This window comes from Streptomyces sp. Ru71, from assembly GCF_002920535.1.
In the GTDB taxonomy this organism is placed as follows: Bacteria; Actinomycetota; Actinomycetes; order Streptomycetales; family Streptomycetaceae; genus Streptomyces.
The window spans coordinates 231,445-252,377 of sequence record NZ_PQSS01000001.1 but is presented as its reverse complement, the minus strand read 5'-3'; the positions used below and the strand labels follow the sequence as shown (position 1 = coordinate 252,377).

Annotated in this window: 11 protein-coding genes; 5 read left to right on the top strand and 6 right to left on the bottom strand. The window is 71.3% G+C overall.

Features of this window, described 5'->3' with window-relative positions; translation table 11 throughout:
• Positions 1-2 precede the first annotated feature (2 nt).
• Positions 3-1,046 (bottom strand): Ku protein, encoded by a 1,044-nt coding sequence (locus tag C3489_RS01130; RefSeq protein ID WP_103778800.1) that lies wholly within the window; start codon positions 1,044-1,046, stop codon positions 3-5.
• Positions 1,047-1,203: 157 nt separating this feature from the next.
• Positions 1,204-9,936 carry a SpvB/TcaC N-terminal domain-containing protein gene (locus tag C3489_RS01125; protein ID WP_103778798.1) on the bottom strand — a complete coding sequence of 2,911 codons (8,733 nt, stop codon included), beginning with the start codon at positions 9,934-9,936 and terminating at the stop codon, positions 1,204-1,206.
• A 296-nt stretch (positions 9,937-10,232) separates the two neighbouring features.
• Here C3489_RS01125 and C3489_RS01120 point away from each other — a divergent pair, with 296 nt between their 5' ends.
• From C3489_RS01120 to C3489_RS01110, 3 genes are all read left to right on the top strand, one after another.
• Entirely contained in the window at positions 10,233-10,706 is a 474-nt protein-coding gene (locus tag C3489_RS01120) for a hypothetical protein (protein ID WP_103778796.1), read from the top strand.
• Between the two features lie 268 nt (positions 10,707-10,974).
• Positions 10,975-11,742, top strand: coding sequence for a GNAT family N-acetyltransferase (locus C3489_RS01115; protein WP_103778794.1), 768 nt, complete (start codon positions 10,975-10,977; stop codon positions 11,740-11,742).
• 125 nt (positions 11,743-11,867) lie between these two features.
• Positions 11,868-12,506, top strand: coding sequence for a LysE family translocator (locus C3489_RS01110; RefSeq protein WP_103778792.1), 639 nt, complete (start codon positions 11,868-11,870; stop codon positions 12,504-12,506).
• Between the two features lie 37 nt (positions 12,507-12,543).
• On the opposite strand, the gene C3489_RS01105 is transcribed toward C3489_RS01110, so the two are convergent.
• Complete coding sequence (locus C3489_RS01105; protein WP_103778790.1) at positions 12,544-13,533, bottom strand: aldo/keto reductase; 990 nt, start codon at positions 13,531-13,533, stop codon at positions 12,544-12,546.
• A gap of 232 nt (positions 13,534-13,765) precedes the next feature.
• Here C3489_RS01105 and C3489_RS38520 point away from each other — a divergent pair, with 232 nt between their 5' ends.
• Positions 13,766-13,915: a hypothetical protein gene (locus C3489_RS38520; RefSeq protein ID WP_181139444.1), complete on the top strand. Its 150-nt coding sequence runs from the start codon at positions 13,766-13,768 to the stop codon at positions 13,913-13,915.
• Positions 13,916-14,014: 99 nt separating this feature from the next.
• Here C3489_RS38520 and C3489_RS38185 read toward each other — a convergent pair whose 3' ends face one another.
• The gene (locus tag C3489_RS38185; protein ID WP_258054516.1) at positions 14,015-16,756 is read right to left on the bottom strand and encodes a S8 family serine peptidase; all 2,742 of its coding nucleotides are present in this window, start codon (positions 16,754-16,756) and stop codon (positions 14,015-14,017) included.
• Between the two features lie 333 nt (positions 16,757-17,089).
• Between C3489_RS38185 and C3489_RS01095 the strand changes: the two genes are divergently transcribed.
• Entirely contained in the window at positions 17,090-18,895 is a 1,806-nt protein-coding gene (locus tag C3489_RS01095; protein ID WP_258054515.1) for a serine/threonine-protein kinase, read from the top strand.
• Positions 18,896-18,963: 68 nt separating this feature from the next.
• Here the strand turns inward: C3489_RS01095 and C3489_RS01085 are convergent, their stop codons facing one another.
• Together C3489_RS01085 and C3489_RS01080 are read right to left on the bottom strand one after the other, a co-directional pair.
• Complete coding sequence (locus tag C3489_RS01085) at positions 18,964-19,701, bottom strand: SDR family NAD(P)-dependent oxidoreductase (RefSeq protein WP_103778786.1); 738 nt, start codon at positions 19,699-19,701, stop codon at positions 18,964-18,966.
• Positions 19,702-19,724: 23 nt separating this feature from the next.
• The gene (locus C3489_RS01080; RefSeq protein WP_219821915.1) at positions 19,725-20,861 is read right to left on the bottom strand and encodes an ROK family transcriptional regulator; all 1,137 of its coding nucleotides are present in this window, start codon (positions 20,859-20,861) and stop codon (positions 19,725-19,727) included.
• Between the last annotated feature and the right edge of the window lie 72 nt (positions 20,862-20,933).

The following is a 20,933-nucleotide window of genomic DNA, read 5'->3' as shown; positions in this document are numbered from 1 at the left end:
GGTCAGGCGGCGCTCTTCTTGCGGCCGCGTCCCCCGCCCGCGAGCGCGTCGATGAGCTCCTCCCGGCTCATCCTGGACCGGCCGGGAACCCCCTGGTCGCTCGCTCTCTCGTACAGCTCCGCCTTGCTCAGCTTCTGCAGCCCGGCCTTCTTCGGCGGGGCCTTGCGCGAGGGAGTCTTCGCCGTCTTCCCGGCCGCGGCGGTCCGGGCGGTCTTGCGCGGGGCGGGCTTTCCCTTCTGCCGGCCCGTCTCCTTGCTGCTGCGGCCGGTGCGGGCGGCCTGCAAGCTGCCTTCGAGGACCTTCATCAAGTCGATGACGTTGGTCGCCTCCGGCGGCGCCTCGGCCACCGCGATCTCCCGGCCCTCCGCCTTGGCCTTGACCAGCTCGCGGACCTTCTCCTGATACGTGTCGCGGTAGCGGGACGGCTTCCAGTCGGAGCTGAGCGCGTCGATCAGCTGCAGCGCCATGTCCAGCTGCTTGCCGCGCCCCGCCCGGCCCGAGGGCAGCTGGGGCAGCTCCTGGCGCGGATCACGGACCTCGTCCGCCCAGTGCAGCGTCTGCAGCACCAGCACCTTGTCCTCCGCGCGCAAGGCGGTCAGATACTGCTTGTTGCGCATGACGAACGTGGCGATCCCGGCCTTGTTCACCTCACTGAGGGCGGCGCGCAGCAGTTCGTAGACCTCGGAGTACTCCTTGCCGCGCGGCGCGATGTAGTAGGTCCGGTCGAAGTACACCGGCTCGATGGCGTCCAGGTCGACGAAGTCGCTGATCTCGATGGTCTGGGAGCGGCCCGGCGCGATCTCGTCCAGCTCGTCGGGCTCGACGATCACATACTGGCCCTCGTCGACCTCGAAGCCCTTGACGATGTCGCCGGTGTCGACCTCGTCCCCGGTACGCTCGTTCACCCGCCGGTTGCGGATCCGGTCCGAGGTGCCGCGCTGCAGCTGGTGGAAGTGCACCGTGTGATCCTCGGTCGCCGCGTAGAGCCCGACGGGGACGGTGACGAGCCCGAATGTGATCACCCCGGTCCAGATCGCCCGCGCCATCACCCGTGCTCCGTTCCGTCCGACCGGCGTGAGCGCCGGTACCGCCTCTTCCCTCCACGCTCGCACCACCGTCCCGCGTGCGCGCGCCGGGAAACGGCGGAGCCGCTCGCACCTGTCCCGGGCGGGCAGGTGCGAGCGGCTCCTCATGGAACGCGCACTACGGTGCGACCAGGGCCCACCCCGATCGGGCCATCGTGGCGGCCGCTCCGAAGGAGACCGGGTCGTCGGCGACTCCCGCGCCGCCGGTCGCCACGTCCTCGGCCAGGGTGCCGACGACGAGCAGTCCGGCTCCGACCACGAGTCCCACGCCGGCCACCCACTTCGCCGTCTGCTGCCAGCGCGAGCGTTGCGGTGCGGGGGCGGTCACCGGGACCGGGACCGTCTGCGGTTGACGCTGGGTGGCGGAGTAGGTGATGACTCCCTTCCCGGGGTGCTTCGTCGACGACTCGACCTGGAGAGTGGTGTTGGGCTGGGTCGCGGACGGGGCCTCCATGGGCAGGATGTCGAACCCTGCCGTGACCCGGCGCATGTCGCCCTGGGCCCTGAGCTGCGCCGTGATGCCGGCGACGTACCACTCGACGTCGCCGACGCCGGAGTCCTCGGCCCGGCCGCCCTTGTTCTTGGCGTCCCAGACGTAGACCGTGGTGTCCGTCCACAGCAGCAGGTCGGCCCGGCCGCCGGTCGCGATCACCCTGTTGCGCGGGTCGCCGCCGCCCTTGACGGACTGCAGGTCCATGGTGACCTGCCAGGTGCCGCCGGGCTTCGCCGCGCCCATCGCCTGGAGCTGGGCCGCGGCCATCATGATCGCCTGGTCGTGGTGGACCGTGTACTTCTCCTGCAGGTGCCGGCCCAGGTTGAACGGCTCGCCCGGTTCACGGCCGTCGGCGTCGGTGTAGCGCAGCGGGTTCTGGTAGGCGTAGCCGTAGAGCTGCAGGTTCGACGGCTGGTGGACGCCTTCGTTGGACCCGCCGTTCAGGTACTCGTTCAGCTGGGGGTCGGTGGACTCCCACATGCCGCCGCGCGGGTCGTAGTAGCGGGCGCCGTGGTAGGTGTAGCCGGTCTCCGGGTCGAGTTCCTTGCCGGTGAAGCCGTACGGGTCCTTCTCGCCCGGGTGTTCGTCGACCCAGGTCTCCCCGGACGGGAAGTAGTCCAGGTGCTCGGCGAGCCGGCCGGAGCCGTCCGTGCCGAAGTTCGCCGACCCCAAGTGGTCGCCGTGGAAGAAGAACTGGTCCTTCTCGTAGGCGTTGCCCGGCTTCGAGGTCTGGGTGGCGATGCGGACGCCGCCCGCGTACACGTGCTTGAACTCGGTCTGGTTGCGGGCCGTGTAGAACTGGTTCGGGTAGAGGGTGGTCTGGGCGCCGTCCTTGACGATCCGGGTGCCCTGGTCGTCGTAGGTGAAGCGGACCGACGGGGGCTTGCCGGGCTGGTTGCAGGAGGACGGATCCTGCGGCATGTCCTGGTTCTTGGTCGTGTCGTGGACGCAGGCCAGGCGGTTCTCCTCGTCCCAGATCTGCTGGCGGCGCGGCCTGCCCGGCGCGGACGACACGCTGTCGGTCAGGTTGCCGTTCGCGTCGTAGGTGAGGGTCTGCCGGCCCATCACGGACGGGGCGTGCGGGCGGTCGGCGCCGTACGTGTAGCTCTGCTCGTACGTCGTGTCCTTCTGGACCTGCTCGTGGCCGCCGCCCACGACGATGCCGTGGTGCTGGTCCTTGGCGGTGATGTTGCCGATCGTGTCGTACGACGTGGCGTACGTGTAGCGGTCGGTCTTGTTCGCCATGAACTGGAAGGAGCCGGTGGCGCCGGTCAGCCGGTTCAGGTTGTCGTAGGTGTAGGTCTGCTCCGTGGGGCCGCCCAGTTTGGGTGTGTCGGCGGGGAGTTGGGTGTTGTTCTTCTGGCCGGTGAGGTTGCCGTTGGCGTCGTAGGCGTAGCCGATGTTCTGGAAGGTGGAACCGGTCGGCAGGGTGGAGCTGAGGGTGGCCAGGCGGCGGTCCTCGGCGCCGTAGGTGAAGGTCGTGCGGGTGCCGTTGCCGAGTTCCAGTGCCGCGCGGTCGCCGAACTTGTCGTACGTGATCGACCGGACGTAGCTGTAGTCGAAGCCGTTCTTGGTGCCGGCGGCGGCGCTGACCTGGCCGCCGCTGTCGTAGGTGTAGGACAGCCGCTCACCGTCGGGGTAGGTCAGGGTCAGCATGCGGTTGAAGCTGTCGTAGCGGTAGGCGGTGGTGAAGGTGCGCACGTGCGGGCCGGGGCCGGGCAGGGTGCGGGTTTCCTCGGTGACCTCGCCGAGCGGGCCGTACTTGCGTGTCACCTCGCCGCCGGCGTCCTCGATCTTGGTGACCCGGCCCGCGGCGTTGTCGTCCGCGCCCGGTGCGCCGTAGGTGTAGTGGACGTCGTTGCCGGTGAAGACGGGGTGGCTGATCGCGGTCACCCGGTCGAAGTCGTAGGTGTAGGCGATGGCCTGGTTCTTGGCGGCCAGGTTGGCGGTCTGCTCCCGGATCACGTTGCCGGCCGGGTCGTAGCCGGTGACGGTGCGCCCGGCGTCCGGCGAGTCGACGACGGTGCGGCGGCCCAGGTTGTCGTAGGCGGAGGTGGTGACGTTGCCGTGGTCGTCGGTGACCTTGAGCACCTCACCCAGCGGGTCGTAGGCGTAGGAGGTCCAGATCGGCGCGTCGCCGGTCTTCGCGCCGGGCTCACGGATGGCGGTCTGCTGCTCGCGCACGTCGCTGTAGGCGGTGGTGCGGTTGCCCTTTGCGTCGGTGGACACCGTCTCGAACTGCAGGGCGCCCGCGCGGTCCTCCCCGAAGCCGTACGCCACCGACGTGGACGTGCCGTCCGGCAGCGCGGTGCGCAGCCTGCGGTCGAGCACGTCGTAGGTGTGGGTGGTGGGGCGGACGGTGTCGAAGGCGGTGTTGAAGACGGTGCCCGCATCGCCCTTGGGCTCGGTGACGGGGTAGTACTGCTCGACCGTGCGGCCCAGGGCGTCGAAGACGACACGGCCGGAGACGGTCATCACGTCCTTGCCGCCGACGGTGGCGTCCTTCTTCGTCTGGACGACGCGGCCCACTCCGTCGGTGAAGGTGACGGTGTCGATCGTGTCGTCCTTCACCGCGCCCGTGGCGTCCCGGTCCAGGTGGCGGGTGACCGCGTACGGGACGGGCGCCTGCGGGTGGTAGGCGAAGGCGATCGTGGGCCGGCCGGCGCCCTGGTCGTGCGGGCCGGTCACGGCGGTGAGCCGGCCCACCGCGTCGTACTCGGACACGGTCTTCTGGCCGTTGATGTCCGTGGACTCGGTCTGCAGGCCGAAGCGCAGGTCGTAGGAGGCGGTGGAGCGGTAGCCGAAGCTGTCCTCGATCGACGTGGCGTGGGTGCCGGTCGGCTCGTCGTAGGTGTAGGTGCGCTGGTAGCGCTGACCCCGGTGGTTCTCGGGCGAGGTGATCGACTTCAGGGTGCCGTCGGGGTTGTACGCGAGGTCGGTGACGGCTTCGGCGCCGCCCTCCAGGTGCGCGGTGTGCCGGGTGACGTCACCCGTGGTGCAGTCGACCTCGGCGTCGCGCGAGCGCATGAGCTTCCCGCCGCCGCGGACCTCCACCGTGCGGCCGATGCCCACGATGTGGGTGTCGGTGCAGTCGGTGTAGACCGTCTTCGTCTCGACGTCGTCGGCGGCGCCGGGTTCGCCGTAATCCACCTTGCGCACCAGGTTGCCGAGGTCGTCGTAGCTCATCTCGGTGGACGTGGTCTTGCGCGGGGTGGTGCCGCCCTCGCCGTCGTACCAGCGGGCCTCGGTGCGCTCAAGGCTCGGGTAGACCGAGCCGGTGAACACCGGCTTCAGGGTGTAGGTGTTGACGGTTTCGGTGAACAGGGCACCCTTGGCGTCGGTGACCGCTTCGCGGGTGAGCAGGCCGCGGGCGGCGTGGCCGCGGGTGTCGTACTCGCGGACGGTGCTGCGGTACGGCTTGCCGTCCTCGGTCAGCTGGGTGCTGGTGACGGTCTTGTAGCCGAGGAACTCGCGCTCCAGGCGGTCGTACTTGCCGTCCTTGTAGGAGAAGGTGGACGCCTGGCTGTCGGGCCCGTCGCCAGGCAGGTTGTCGTGGACCTTCGTGCCGGTGAGCAGCCAGCGGGAGCCGGGCTGGTCGTAGGTGTTGCCGTCGCGCGTGTAGCTCAGGTCGATGCGCGAACCGAGCGGCCGGGTCACGGTCTTGAGCAGGTTGGTGCGACCGGTGCGGTTGGACGCCACGACCAGCTCGTTGTCCTTGCCGGAGGCGAGGTGGTCGGCGAGCCCGTCACCGTCGATGTCGCGGATCATCTGCTCGGCGCGCGAGGCGCCCGTGGACACGTTGACGCCCGGGTTGATGATCAGGCAGCCGACGACGAAGCAGATGGGGACGGTGACGTAGACGCCGCCGCCGAGCTGGGCGTTGGAGTCGGAGTTGATCCCGTCCAGGGAGCCGAGGAAGGGGACGGGTGCGGCGAAGCCGGAGCCGGTGTTGAGCGCGACCCGCACCGGGTTGCCGGCGAAGACGCGGTCGACACGGCCGTCGCCGTTGAGGTCCGCCAGCGAGCTCTTCGTCGAGGACGACTGCTGCTGGAAGGAGGCGCCGCCGCCGAAGCCGTAGAAGTCGGTGTTGAAGCCGATGTTCAGGCCTGCGGTGGTGCCCCGGCCCTCGTTGATCTTCCCGCCGGGCCAGGGTTCGGGCGCGGCGAAGCGGTAGCCGAGGTTGAGGGCGACGCGGCCGTCCTCGTAGGCGCGGTCGGGCAGGCCGTCGCCGTTGATGTCGATCAGGTCGTAGGAGGCGTCGGCGGTGTTGCCGCCGAGGTTGCCGCCGATGCCGAGCGGGGGCATGTCGTTGCCGGACGAGGAGGTGTCGGCGGTGCCCCAGCCCGGCGGGGCGGCCTGGCCCCGGCCGGTGGCGATGGTGCGGGCCGCGCTGCCCGCGCTGGCGTTGCCGCTCTTGGTGTCGGAGGCGCGCACCGCACCGCCGGGGACGGAGCCGCGGGTGGCGCCGAGGACGCCGGTCGGGTCGGTGTACTGGACGCCGCCCGCGCCGACGACGTCCGGGAAGCCGTCGCCGTTCATGTCGAGGTAGTCGAGCTCACCGCGCGCGGTGCCGAGGGCGACGCTGCCGCCGACGCTGCCGATGCCGCCGCCGACCGAGCCGGTCAGCGAGATCTGCTGCGAGTGGGACATACGGGGCACGGCGTACGCGGAGGCCAGGGACGCGGCGGTGGGCAGGCCGATAGTCTGGCCACCGAACCGTGAGCTGGAGGCCGTGGAGGCCGCCGCCCAGGTGTACTCCCCCGATCCCCAGCGGCCGTGCTCGGTGTCCGGGGCGAAGGGCACGGCGGTGGGCGGGGTGATCTTCGGGTTCTTCTCGAAGGCGTCGCGGTCCCGGTCCGGGTCCACGTCCGAGGGCAGGTTCTCCTTGATCTTGTCCTCGGTGAGGTCGTCCTGCTTGATCGGCTGGCCGGCGCGGTCGCGGTTGCCGTTGTAGCCGGCGTACGACCAGCCGCGGTACAGGCGCCCGAAGACGCCCTCGGCGGTGGGCGCGTGCACGGTGGCCGGCACGGACGGGCCGCCGTTCACGGTGACTTCGGCACTGTGGATCTTCGCGGCGAGTTCGGGCGAGGCCGCGGTGATGTCGGCGTACAGGGCTTCGCCGGCCGGGGCCGTCACCTCGACGGACGGCGTCTCGCCGATGTCGAAGGCCTTCTTCGCCAGGAGCGCCCCGTGCTTCTTGACGGTGAGCACCAGCCGGCCCGTGGTGTTCTCGGCCGCCGTCACGGACGCGGTGGCGGTGAAGGTGCCGCCGGGGGACGTGAAGGGCTGCTGGACGCCGGCCGGGCCGGAGGGCACATAGGTGTCGATGTCGTACGGCGGCCGGAACTGCAGCGGCTGCGCGTCGTCGCCGGCCGGTGCGGGCACGCCCTCGGCCTCGGTGTAGCGGGCGAGCGGCGCCCATGCGAAGGCGGTGACGTCGACGGGTGAGTCGGAGCGGATCCGCCACTGGAGCTTCTGGCCCTTGGTGACGTGGACCGTGGTGCCGGCCGGGAAGGTGCCGGTCTCGGCGGCGCCGATGGTCTTCTCGACGACCGGCGTGCCGTTCTGGAGGATCTGGACGGTGACGTCGTCGGTGGTCGCGGCCTTCTTCGTCACATCACCGGTCAGCTGGAGGGTGCCGTCGACCGGGGCCTCGACGCTGCCGGCACGGCCGGCCAGGGTGAAGTCCTTGGACGCGGTGTAGGAGTGCAGCGGCAGGTCGTTGGCGTCGGTGGCCTCGAAGCCGGTGTAGGTGACCGTCGGGTCCCAGGCGACCTTGTCACCGGCGCCGTCGAAGACGGAACCGACCCGGAAGTAGAGGCGTTCGCCGCGCTTGACCTCGATGGCGTCGACGCCTTCGGGGGTGTACGCGGTCTCGTCGACGGCCTCGATGTGCTTGGACCACAGCTCGCGGCCCTCGTGCTGCACGGCGACGCGTACGCCGTCGGGCTGGGCGAACTCCGGCTGCTCGTCGGACTTCTGGAGCGTGACCGTGCCGGTGACGCGGACGGTGCCGTCGTAGGGCGCCGTCCACCGGCGCAGCGTGTCCACCAGCGGGGAGGAGTCGATGCGCCGCTCGCGCTCGGCGGCGTAGTCGGGCAGCAGCCCGTCGGTGTCGACCTGGCCGGCGCCGATCGGCACCGGGGTCTGCGAGGCGGGGCCGTACTCCACGGTGCCGTCGGTGTCGACGCGGCCGAAGCGCACGGACGAGCCGTCGACGAGGTCCACGATGCCGTCGGAGTTGACGTCGCTGAAGTACCGCTTGGTGGTGGAGACGGTGTCGACGTAGTCCAGCTGCGCCGCCACGCCCAGATAGCCCTCGATGCCGACGGTGAGGGAGTTGGCGGACTCGCTGAGGATGCCCGGCAGGTTGCGCAGCGGGGTGGTGGCGGAGGCGAACCTCGGCTCGCCTCCCGGCCGGGAGAGGTTCTTGCGGAAGACGAAACCGCCGCCCTGCTTGAACACCTTGTCCGGCAGGCTGTCGCCGTCCACGTCGACCAGGGAGAGGAGCCCCTCGTCGCCGGACCTGCTGTAGCCGGCCTTGACGCCGACGGAGCCGTTCTTGGAGGGGCTGGTGCCGTAGCCGACGTACAGGTGGCCGCCGACGCTGGTGGAGGTGTTGCCGTGCAGGGCGCCCGCCTCGCCGGCACCCGGCTTCACGGTGTTCACGGCGCTGTTGCGGACGTTGTCGTCCGGCGAGGTCCAGTCGACCTTGGCGAAGGCCTCGTAGGCGCCCTTGGCGTCGCGGATGTCGTCGAAGTAGTCGAACCGGTGGCGGTTGAACTCCTTGCCGTCCGCGTCGAGCTGGGCGATGGACTTCAGGAGCGTCTTGTCGAACGCGCCGGTGGTGTAGGCGAGTTCGTAGGAGCGGACGGGCTTGTCCTGGAAGCGGACGTCGATGCGGCGCAGCAGGTCGGCGGTGACCCGCTTGAATCCTCCGCGCGCGTCGATGGACACGTCGGGCCGCCGGGCCTCGCCCAGGTCCCGGTCGCGGACGAAGGTCACCGTGTAGGGCCCGTCGGTGTCGCCGTGCCCGGTGTAGGCGATCTTCTGCACGTACAGGTTGCGGCCGGCGACGGTGCCGCCCGCCACTCCCGCGTCCCGGACCAGGGCGTAGCTGTAGCGCACGGTGTTGCCGTGCGGGTCGCGTACCTCGCGCAGGGCCCAGGAGAAGATGTTGCCGGCGTCGTCGGCGAGCGTGGCGCCCTCGCCTCCGTACAGGTAGCGCACACCGGACTTGTCGGTGACCTCCCAGCCGTACGTGGCGGGCGAGGTCCCGGTGCGCACGATGCGCTCGAAGCCGCCCTCGATCCGCGCGTGGAAGACCTTCTCGCCGGTGCTGCGCGGGCCGGGCGTCCCTCGGTGGGCGAGGGGCGTCAGCTGGTCGCCGCCCATGAGGTACGTCTCGGTCTCGCGGGCCGCGTCGTAGCGGGGCACGCCCCAGCGGGTCTCGACGGATATCGACGGGACGGACAGGTCCCAGCCGCTGCCGAGCCAGCTCTCGGCGGCCGACGAGGTGTACTCCACCGCCAGCGACGGCGCCAGGCCGGCTCGCCCGTCGGGGAGTTCGAGCGGGTAGGAGAGCCGGGCGTCGCCCTGGTTGTTGGCGGTCGGGGCGGCCATCTGGTTGACGCCGGTGACCGGGGAGGCGGCCTGGATGTTCTTGATCTGGTTGGGGTCGGAGGAGATCTGTTCGGGGCCCTCGGGGGCGGTGACCACGGCGTTCACCATGTCGGTGAAGTGGTTCGTGCGCGAGACGACGACGTGCTTGTCCTCGTCGACGGAGATGCGCTCCAGCGCCCGCCAGCAGCTGCCGGCCTCGTCGAAGTAGAAGGTCCGGATGTCGCCCGGGGTGTGCCCGGCGCTCTTCAGCGCGTCGGGGTCGTAGGGCAGGGAGACGGTGATGCCGGTCTCGAAGGTGTGCGGGGTGGGGGTGAAGCGGTAGCCCTGCGGCCCCTTGGTGACGTTCTCCATGCCGGCGCCGAGCTCCGGCAGGGTGGTCGCGTCCAGCGGCTCGATGCCGACCTCGGTGGGTTCGGACACCGCCTCGGGCGCGAGCGTCACCTCGGCGCCGTCGCGGGCGACGCTCTTGGTCACCCCGGTGTCGGGGTTGACCCAGGTCGTCGACGGCGCCACGGCCGCGTTCTTGGCCCTGGCCTGCTTGCCCGGCACACAGCCGCCGAGCGCCGGGACGACGGCGGCCGTCGGCGCGGTGCGCGGCGAGCCGGTCAGCTCACTGGCCGAGACCAGTGAGAGCGGCAGCGCGAGGGCCAGCAGCAGCGCCGGCCCCCTGCCGCGGGCCCATGGGGCCCGCCTGAATCTGTCTGCCCAGCGATGTCTGCGTACCCCACCCGTCATCGGCCTCGCCCCCGACCCTTCCCGCGGCAACCGGCTTGAACTGCAACGACCCACAAAGCAGCCACATCTTCCTCGTGGCGACGCACACAGCACAGTCACAAATCAGCCAGCACGTAAAGGAGTTGTGAACGTCTCCGGGTCACTCGTTGGGGTGGTTTGGCGGGGCTGGGTGAGGGCATCGCGCATGGCCGCATGGCGGAGGATCCCCCGGCGCACAGCCCCTGCTCGGGCGTCTCAACTTGGTCGTACGGTCCGTTCAGGAGGGGGGAGTCCGACGGTCAGTAGCCTCGGGCACCATGGGAATTCAGATCGACGTAGTGGTGGATCACCCGATCAACGATGAGATGGAGAGGGTGCTCGGGCTGGCCGAGGCGGTCGGCGAGCCCATCACCGTCACGTTCAGGTGGGAGGGACGTGACGAGGCGGAACGCGCGGTCTTGGTGCCCGCGGCCACGCTCGCGCTCTGGGAGCATTGGGCCCCCACGGCCTACCCGATGAGTGACGCTGGGGAAGAGACCGGGACTGCGGCGGAGGAGCCGGAGCTGGCCCACCCGGCGGAGTTCGGCGCGTTCACGCTTTTTCGTCTTCGCGTGGGAGGGCGCACGGCGGTTGCTCGCGAAGGCGTGGTGGTCGCCGAGCTACTGGACCCCGCCGAGGCCCACTGGCTCCAGGAAAAGGCCCGCGATGTCCGCCAAGGCTTCATGGATCCACGGCAGAAGGCGGCGTTCGAGGAGTTCCTTGCCCGGCAGGCGTCTTTCAATGGACCCTGATGTGAAATCGCTTGCCCGCTCCGGTAGGTCGTGGAACAGTGTGCCGTGTTCTGCGATCTTGCAGACCTGCTCACGGTGAGGAACGAAGCCAATGTTCTCGGCGTCCATCAGTGGCCGCCGTCGGTCCTGAGCGCTTGCTCCGCAGCAGCCTCGGCCTGTCACGCTGTCCCTCGACGGCGGCCCCACGAAGCGGTGCCTGACGCACCGCCACACTCCCGTGCCCCGAACTACGGGCTTTCCCAGAGACTTCGTGAGGTCAACACCCGTCATGGACATCCAGGTCCAGAGCTTTGCCGTCGCCAACCTCCGCCGCCGTCCCGTGGTCATCGAGACCGGTGGCTTCGTCGCGGGCTTCACCCCTGATACCGACAGCCCCTACCTCAACTACGCGACCCCGCTGCCCGCTGCCAAGCCGACGGAGCGGGACGTCAGGGCGCTGATCGGGGTCTTCCGGGAGCGGGGTCTGCTGCCCCGGCTGGAGTTCGCACCGCAAGCGGCCCCTGCCGTGGCACCGGCCCTGCGGGCGGCCGGTTTCGGCATCGAGGCGGTGCACGAATACCTCGTCTGCACACCCCAGACCCTGGCCCTCCCCTCGTCCGCGCACTCCCCGCACGTACGGTGCCCGACCACCGACGAAGAGTTCACCGAGCTCGATGCCGCACTCGCCGAGGCGTTCGGTGGCGTCTTCGCACCCTCCGCACAGGGTGCGGCCCGGCTGCGCCGCACCCAGCAGAGCGGCGGAGCGGTGCGCTTCGTCCGCGACCCGCGGGCCGGCATCGTCGGCGGGGCGTCCTGCTCCCCGTCGGCCGAGGGCACCGCAGAGCTGTCCGGCGTCGGCACCCGCCCCGCCTACCGTGGCCGCGGCATCGCCGCCGCGGTAACCGCCACGCTCACCGAGGCGATGTTCGCCCAGGGGGCCGGATCAGTGTGGCTGGAGTACTCCGGAGAAGGATCCCGCCGCGTCTACGAGCGCGTCGGTTACCGACCGCAGGGCACTCGCCTCTACGTCTCCTTGCGCCCGGATCGGCATCGCTGACGGCACCGACCCGCCCGGGGGGGGCGGCCTGGCGCCCCCGAGGCCCCGCGCCCCCACTGGTGCAGAGGCCGGCCGGTCGAGAAACGGCTGGAGGGGCCGGACCTTCCCGTGCTTGCATGAGTCACATGGTGTCCACCGACCGTTTGCTCGCCTTCGCGGCCATGTCGTTCCTGCTGATCGTGATCCCCGGCCCCAGCGTGCTGTTCGTGGTCGGGCGGGCGCTGGCGCAGGGGCGGCGAGCCGCGCTGACCACCGTCGTGGGCAACACGCTCGGCGCCTACCTGCTGATCGTGGCTGTGGCCTTCGGTATCGGGTCCGTCGTGGAACGTTCGGTACTCGTGTTCACCTCGCTCAAGCTGGCGGGGGCCGCCTACCTGGTGTACCTCGGCGTCAAGGCGTGGCGTGAACGTGGTTCGCTGCGGGCCTCGTTCGCCGGGGAGGGCGTGGCGCACGGCGGTCTGCGAACCTTCCTGGAAGGGTTCGCGGTCGGTGTGACCAACCCCAAGACCATCGTGTTCTTCGCGGCGGTGCTGCCGCAGTTCGTGGACCGCGAGCAGGGGCATGTCGCCGTGCAGATGCTCCTGCTCGGTCTCGTCTTCAACGCCATCGCCCTCGCCTCCGACACCGTCTGGGGCCTGGCCGCGGCCACCGCGCGCGACTGGTTCGCCCGCTCGCCGCGGCGGCTCTCGCTGGTCGGCGGGGTCGGTGGGCTCGCCATGATCGGCCTCGGTGTCACCGTCGCCGCGACCGGGCGAAAGGACTGACCTCGACGATCGGACGACGGTGACGCCGGCGGCCCGGCTAGCGGTTGACCGAGCGCATGCCTGCCTCGTCGTACCGCTCCCCCGCCGCCTCCGGCAGCTCGGCGTCGATGCGGGCCAGGTCGTCGTCGGTCAGCGTGATGTCGACCGCGGCGGCGTTCTGTTCCAGGTAGGTGCGGCGCTTGGTGCCCGGGATCGGTACCAGGTCCTCGCCCTGGGCCAGCACCCAGGCGATGGCCAGCTGGGCCGGGGTCACGTCCTTCTCGGCGGCGATCTCCTTCACCTTCGCCGCCAGCCGCAGGTTCGCCTCCAGGTTGGCGTCCTGGAAGCGCGGGTTCTGGCGGCGCCAGTCGTCGGCGTCCAGTTCCTCGGGCGAGCTGAACCGCCCGGCGAGGAAACCGCGGCCGAGCGGCGAGTACGGCACGAAGCCGATGCCCAGTTCCCGGCAGGCGGGCAGCACGTCGGCCTCCACGTCGCGTGACCACAGGGAGTACTCGCTCTGCACCGCGGTGACCGGATGCACGGCGTGGGCGCGGCGGATGGTCTGCGCGCTCGCCTCGCTCAGGCCGATGTACCGCACCTTGCCCTCGGCGACCAGCTCGCCCAGCGCGCCGACCGTCTCCTCGATGGGGACCTTCGGGTCGACCCGGTGCTGGTAGTACAGGTCGATGTGATCGGTCCCCAGACGCTGCAGCGAACCGTGGACCGAGCTGCGGACGTGCTCGGCCGAGCCGTCCTGCGGACCGACCGTGCTGATGTCCCCGGGCACGGCGTCGTCCATCCGGTAGTTGAACTTCGTCGCGATCACGTAGGCGTCGCGATGTCCCCGGATCGCCTCGCCGACGAGGGACTCGTTGGTGAGCGGCCCGTACATCTGCGCGGTGTCGAGGAAGTTCACGCCGAGATCCAGAGCGCGCCGGATGGTCGCGATCCCCTCCTCCCGATCGGCTGATCCATAGAAGGCGGACATTCCCATGCACCCCAGGCCGATCGCCGATACCTCAAGGTCCCGCAGACTGCGCTTGCGCATGACGTGTCCCAGCCTTTCGTGCACAACTCGTTCATCGTTCGGACGGCACAAGGCCCTCATCCATCTAGCAACGGATTGCGGCGCCCGGCATCCCGTGGGAGACACCGGGCGAATCGGGCCTCGCGCGTCGCGGTGTCTGCGACGCTACGACCTGGAGTGCACTCCAGCGCAAGCCGACCCGTTCTCGAAGATCGTTACGCTGACCCGATCTTCTCTGAATGGAGGGGCGGACGTGAGACGCCCTCGAAGAAGCACCCTGCGCCGGGTCGCGCGGCTCGCCGCCGTTCTCGCGCTGCTCGCCGGCTCCGCGACCGCCGCCGAGGCCGACACCGTGGACCCCGCCACCGCGCCGACCGTGCGGACGATCACGTACAACGTCTGATGCGACACCGCCGTGACCGGAACGGGTGAGGCCCCGGAGGGGGATCCTCCGGGGCCTCACTCACAGGTGCGTCCGGTCAGGTCCGGGTCGCCGTCGCGGTCAGCCGATCGACGAGCCGAAACCGCCGCCCGCGGCCGGGAGGCCGTTCTGGCCCGGCTGGTACACGGTCACCGTGCCGGTCGCGCCGGTACGTCCGCCGGTGGCGTTGCTCCACGGCACGGCCTGGGCGATGCCGTAGGGCGCGCTGTTGGGCACACCGACGTAGAGCCGCGAGGCCGTCACTCCGAGGTAGTTGCCGATGGCGTGGCCGGCCGTCGGGGTGCCGGCCAGACCGGAGGCGTTGCCGGCCTCCAGCCAGAAGTCGGTGTCACCGGGAGCGCCGAACGGGTAGAAGGTCTGCACCGCGCCCGCGTCCGCGGTGGTGCCGACGTCCTCACCGGGGATGCCGACCGCGAGGACGAGGGTGCTCGCGCTGGCCGGATCGTGCGGGGCCAGGTTGGCGAGCGCGACCTTCTGGCCGAACTTGTCGCCGGTCTCGGCCGAGCCCTGGACGTTGGCGACCTCGGCGTTGAAATTGGCGGCCTGGGTGACGGCACCGGCGCCGGTGACACGGAAGGACTGGACGGCGCCGGCCTGGCTGACGCTGCTGGTGCCGACTGTCAGGGCCTCACCGGGGGAGCCCACCGCGAAGACGGTGTCGGTCGCGGCGGACGTGGCGGAGGGGGCGTAGGCGACGGCCGCCACGGACGCGCCGAACTGGTCGCCCGCCTCGGACGCGCCGGAGACGAAGTCGTCGTCCTGGCTGATGCCCTGGAGCGGGGTGGGGATGCCGTCGGCGCTCAGGTCGTGCTTGAAGATCTGCACGCCGCCCGCGTTGGCCAGGGTGCCGATCGCCTCGCCGGGCGAGCCGATGACGATGTGGTTCGCGGAGGCCGCGACGGCCGAGCCGAACTTGTCGCCGGCCTCGGCGGTACCGTCCACGCCCGGCTTGTCCTGGTGGAGGGCGACGTTGATGCTGCCCCGCAGATAGTGGGCGCTGCCGGCGTCGGTGACCGTGCCCAGGTCCTCGCCGGGCACGCCGATCACCAGGTACGGCTCACCGCCGGTGGTGCGACCGGCGGCGACGGCGGCACCGAAGCGGTCGCCGGCCTCGGGGGCCGAGGAGAGGATCGAGCCCTCGCCGCTGCCCTGGACGAGGTTGAGGGGCGCCTTGCCCGTGGACAGGCCGCCCGCGGCGCCGTAGAAGACCTGGACCGATCCGGCGTCCGTGACCGTGCCGACGTCCTCGGACGGGACACCCACCACGAGGTCGGTGTAGCCGTCGTCGTCGTAGTCGACGGTGGCGAGGTTCTCGCCGAACGAGTCGTTCGGCTCGGCGCCTTCCGACACGACGCGGACATCCTGGTTGATCTCGGCGGTGCCCTTGCCGCCGCCGTACACCACGCGGACCACGCCGGCCTTGGCGTCGCCGCCGACGGTCGCCTTCGGGTCCCCGACGGCCGTGTCCTCCACGCCGTCGCCGTTGAAGTCCGTGATCTGCGGCTTCACCGCCCGGTCGAGCCGGATGCGCGGAGTGGTGCCGTTGCCGTTGGCGATGGGCTTTCCGGTCGCCTTCAGGAGCGACTCCAACTCGTCGACGCTCGCCCGGGGGTACGCCTGCCGGAGCACGGCGAAGGCGCCCGCCACGTGCGGAGTCGCCATGGAGGTGCCGTTGTAGGAGACGTAGGCGTTGCCCGGGATCGAGGAGACGACGTCACTGCCCGGGGCGAAGAGGTCCAGCAGCGGGCCCCGGTTGGTGAAGGAGGACAGCTGGTCGTCGTCGGTGGTGCTGCCCACCGCGACGGCCGAGGAGATGCACGCGGGAGCGCCCACCGCGGCGGTGTAGGCGTTGTTCATGGCGGCGACGACCGTGGCGACACCGGCGGCGCGCAGGCTGTCGATGACCGGCTTGCGGATGTCCGTGTCGCAGTACTGGTAGTAGCCGGTGCCCGTGCCCAGGCTCATGTTGGCCGATGCGATCGGCAGGCCGGACTGGCGCAGCTGCAGGACCTTCTCCAGGCCCGCCAGCTGGTCGCTCTCGTACGCCTTCACGCACGGCGCCTTGCCGACGCCGCAGACGCCTTCGGTGCTGTTCTTGTGGAACACCTGGATGGCGATGATGTCGGCGCCGGGGGCGACACCGGTCTTGGGGGCTCCGGTCAGGCCCTGCCCGTTGCCGGCGGCGATGCCGGCGACATGGGTGCCGTGATCGCACAGGTGCGTCCCCGCGCAGGGGCCGGTCTCCACGTCCGCCGAGCCCGATCCCTCCTGCTGCTCGGTGCCGTTGGGGCACAGGCTGGTGTCACCGGCGGCGGAGTCGTTGGTCGAGAAGCACGCCTCGGCGATCACCCGGCCCCCGAGGAAGGGGTGGTGGACGGCGACGCCGGTGTCGATGACGGCCACCGCGGTGCCGGCGCCGTTCTTGCCCGCGGCGACGGTCTTGTCCGCGCCGACGACCGGAATGGTCGAATCCAGGCCGGGGGACGCGGCCTCGTCCTCGGTGACGCTCACGACACCGGGCTGAGCGGCCAGCTTCTGCAGACCGGCCTTGTCCACGCGGAGCGTGGTCACGGGCAGGGTGGACAGGGTCTGCAGAGCCTTGCCCGTCTTGCCGGCGCGAGCGGCGGCGGGCAGGTCGGAACGGCTCCTGGTGAGGACGTTGACCCGGACCGTGCCGCCGTCGGCCACCTTGTGGCCGAGGGCCGGGTCGACGGGGTCGGCTGTCGCCGGGGGTGCCGATTCGGTCGGCACCGGTGCGGCGTGGGCCGGTATGGCACCGAAGGTCACGGCTATCAAGGCCATGACAAAGGTGGACCATATAGGTCGCTTCATGTCGCTCCATGGGGAAGCGGACAGGGGAGATTGCCCGCGTGATCGTGCGTAAGAAGGCGACACGGTATCGAACGGTCTATCGAAGGCGTGCGGTACCCCCCTTCGGTGGTCGGACCCGGCTCAGCGACAGCCGTCGGGGCGGGTTGGCGGAGTGTCAGCAGCGGTCCCGGGGCGCGACGCGGGCGGCCGCGGTTTGTGGAGTTTCTGCAGATCGCCTGTACGAGGTGCGCAGGCGCGGCATGATCCGGGAGGGCGTGGGGGGCCGGGGCGATCCCGGCGGGGGCGGAACGAGGAGGCCCGGCGGTGCGGGACCAGCTACTGGGAGGCCGTTACCGGCTCGTGGAGCCGCTCGGCGAAGGCGGTATGGGCCAGGTGTGGGAGGCCCGGGACGAGCGGCTGGACCGGCACGTCGCGGTGAAGCTCATCTCGTTGCTCTCCGGCGGTGGCAGCCACGCCACCGACGCCCGGGCCCGCTTCCTGCGCGAGGCACGGCTCACCGCCCGGCTCCAGCACCCCCGCATCGTGACCCTGCACGACGTCGGCGAGGCGAACGTGGAAGGACGGGCGACGCCCTTCCTCGTCATGGAACGGCTGCGCGGCCAAGGCCTCGACGCCCTGCTGCGCCGCGGCGGCATCACCCCGGGGGACGCGGCGCGTTGGGGCTCACAGGTCGCCGACGCACTGGCCGAGGCACACGCGGCCGGGGTCATGCACCGGGACGTCAAGCCCTCGAACATCATGGTGACCGGCTCCGGCGACGTGAAGGTGCTGGACTTCGGCATCGCGCGGGCGGCCGACCCGTACGCCACCACGGACCGGCTGACGCAGACCGGCTTCATCGTCGGCACCCCGCCCTACATGGCCCCCGAGCAGGCACGCGGCCGCCCCGAACCCCGCAGCGACCTGTACGCCTTGGGCTGCGTGCTCTTCGAACTCCTCACCGGCCGACTGCCCTTCGAGGCGCCCGACACCCTGGGCTATCTCAGCGCCCACCTCACCGACACCCCGCCCGCGCCCGGTTCCCTCGCGCCGGGCCTGTCGGCCGACTGGGACGCGCTGGTCCTGCGACTGCTGGAGAAGGACCCCGGCAGCCGGCACGACAGCGCGGCGCAGGTCGCGGCGGCCCTGCGACGGCTGGACCGCCCGGAGCCGACGACCGGGCAGTCGGACCGCCCGGAGATGACGACCCGTCAGCTCGACCAGGGTCGCCCTGAGCCGACCGCCGCCACGACCGCGTCGACCGAGCGGATCGACGTCGCCCCGCCGACCCTCCCCGTCACGAGCCACGGGCCGGGCGAGACCGGCCTCGACGCGCGCCGGTCCGCGACCGTCGCCATGGCGGCGGCGCTGACCTGCCTGCCGCCGCTGGTGTACATGATCTCCCTGAGCGTCACCTATCTGACAGACCCTGGTGCACCCATCGGGCTGCTCGTCGGAAACCTGTTGCTGGGCCTGGCCGAGTCGGCGGCGCTCGGCTTGGGGGTGGGGCTGCTGTTGCGCCGCAGGCTGCCCGGTCGTCGGACGATCGCGGTGGCGGGCGTCGCGACCGCGCTGCACGGGCTGAGCGCCGCCCTGCAGTACGAGGTCGCGGACGGGCCGCAGACCGTCGTCATGATCGCCCATGTCGTCGGCCCTCTGACGGCCGTCGCCGCGGTGACGGCGGTGGTCGCGGCCCTCCGCCCGTCCACGGCCCGGTGGTGCCGCGGCCCGCAGGCGGTCCCGGAGCCGGTCGTCAGGGCCGGGACCGTCGCACCGGCCCTGCTGACCCTGTTCGCGGCGGCCGGCGTCCCATTCTCCGCCGGCCAGGCCGTCGACGCGGGCATGGCGACCTACGCCTCGGGGGTGCTCCAGACGGTGCTCTTCCTGCTCCTCACGGCGGTGCTCGCCATCGGCGCGGTCCTGGTCCTGGTGCGGAACCCGGTCGGCCGCATGCCCGTCATCGCGGGCGGGCTCGGCTTCGCCCTCGTGGCCCTGAACAGCCTGCTGCACGCGAACGCCCTCGGCTACGCGTTCCGCATCCTGCTGTTCCTGATGGCGGTCACGGCCGTCATCACGACGGTCCGCGCCGCTCTTCCGCCCGGCCGGGCCCGTCGCCGGCCGTCCACGTGACACCCCACGCTGCCCTGCCGTCCCGTTGCCGGGCCAGGCCCGCGAGGAGGCTGGTGGCGGTGCGGGGGTCAGGACGGAAGAGTGAGACCGGTGTGTCCTTCGAGCATGCCGATGAGCGCGTCCTGGAACCGGGCATCGAGTGCGGCCCGGTGAGGCCGGCGGGTACGGCGGTGATGCCAGTAGCCTCCGGAGCGCGGGGTGATCTCCTCCTCCTCGGCGGTCGCCAGCCACTCCTGGGTGCGGTGTCCCTCGTCGAGATCGTCCGGCGCGGAAGGCCCTCCCATGCGGGTCGGCACCCAGCCGGGATCGACGGCGTGCGCCATCTGATCCGGGTACCGAGCGGCGAGGGCCATCGCCAGGGCCGTGACGTAGAGCTTGCTGTCCGAGTACGTGCCGCGGCGGCCGACGAGGGCTTCGGGGTCCAGCCGCGTCGATCCCGACAGGTGCATGGAACTGCTCAGGCAGATCGAGCGCCTCGGCGGTGTCATCGCCGCCATGAGGACGTAGGGTGCGACCACGTTGACGGCGAGCACGTCCGGGCCGTGCAGCACGCCCGCGTTGTGGACGACCGCGTCGAAGCGCCCGATCGCGTCGGCCCGCTCCGCCACGCGAAGCGTCTCGTCCAGGCGCGACAGATCGCCGTAGACGACCTCGCGCATCCGGTCGAGCACGCCTCGGTCCTCGACGCGGCCGGCGTGGCGGGCGTGGCGGGCGTGCAGGACGACGTCGTGCCCCGCGTCGGCGAGCGCGGTCACGGTCGCCAGACCCAGTCCCGTCGACGCCCCGGTCACCAGGACCAGTGCCATACGTCGGCTCCTCTCATCGGTCGTCAGCCCGAGGCCGGAGCGTCGCCCAGGACGTAGGTCTGGATGGCGGTGGCGGCCGCGCCGCGGGCCCAGTGGGTGAAGTCGCTGTGCTGGACGTCCACGTCGAGCGGGACGGCCCTTTGGGCGCGGTCGGCGTGGATGCCCTCGTCCACGGCGGAACGGGCCACTTCGGCCAGGCGTACGCCCTCCCCGGTGAGCACGATCTTCTGCACGAGCGTGAAGTTGGCGACCGCGGCCAGGAGGCGGCCGAGGGCGCGTCCGGAGGCGGTGACGACGGCTGTGGCGACCGGGTCACCGTCGGCGGCCAGGTCCAGGCACTCGTCGTAGGTCACCGGGCGGCACAGTCCGACGGAGACGGCGGCGCGGATGGAGTGCTCGGAGAGCATGGCCGTGGCGCAGCCCCGGTGTCCGCTGGGGCAGAGCGGGCCCATCGGGTCCAGGGGGCAGTGCCCGAGCAGTCCGACGCCGACGTCCGGGGTGTCGACGATGGTGTCGTGCATGACCAGGCCGTAGCCCACACCGGCGCCGATGGTGATGACGGCGAAGCGGTCGTGGCCTCGGGCGGCGCCGAACCAGTGCTCGGCCCGGGTGAGCGCCAGCAGGTCGTTGTCGACCGTGACGGGAGTGCCGAGCGCGTCGGCGAGGAGGCTGCCGAGGGGGACGTCCTGGGACCAGCCGAGGAAGGGCGCTTCCGTGACGGTCGTGTGGTCCATGACGCGTCCACCGAGGCTGACGCCGACCCTGCTGATCGTCGGATGCTCGGCGGTGAGCTGTCCGGTCAGCTCGCGCACGGCGGCCACGACCGAGGCAGGGTCCCGGCCGGGCAGCGGCGTGTGCGCGGAGGCGACGACGCCGGCGCGCATCGTCGTGAGGACGGCGTGGACGTCGTCGCCGGTCACCTTGGCGCCGATGAAATGGTGGGCGGCGGGGTTGATGTCCAGGGGCCGGGTCCGGCGCACGGTCCCGGACTCGGGATCGCCGCCGGCGTCCACCTCCACGAGCAGACCGTGGTCGACCAGCGGCTTGGCCAGCCGGGTGAGGCTTCCGGCCGACAGGTCCAGGCGGCGGGCTATCTCGCTGCGGGAGACCGGCCCGCGCAACAGCACTTCCAGGGCGACGGCGCGGCTGGGGCCGGTCATCAGGGTCGACGGTGCTGAGGTGGCATCCACCGGGTGGTCCTCCGCGGGTAGTGACGCTCGGCAGGCGAGGCT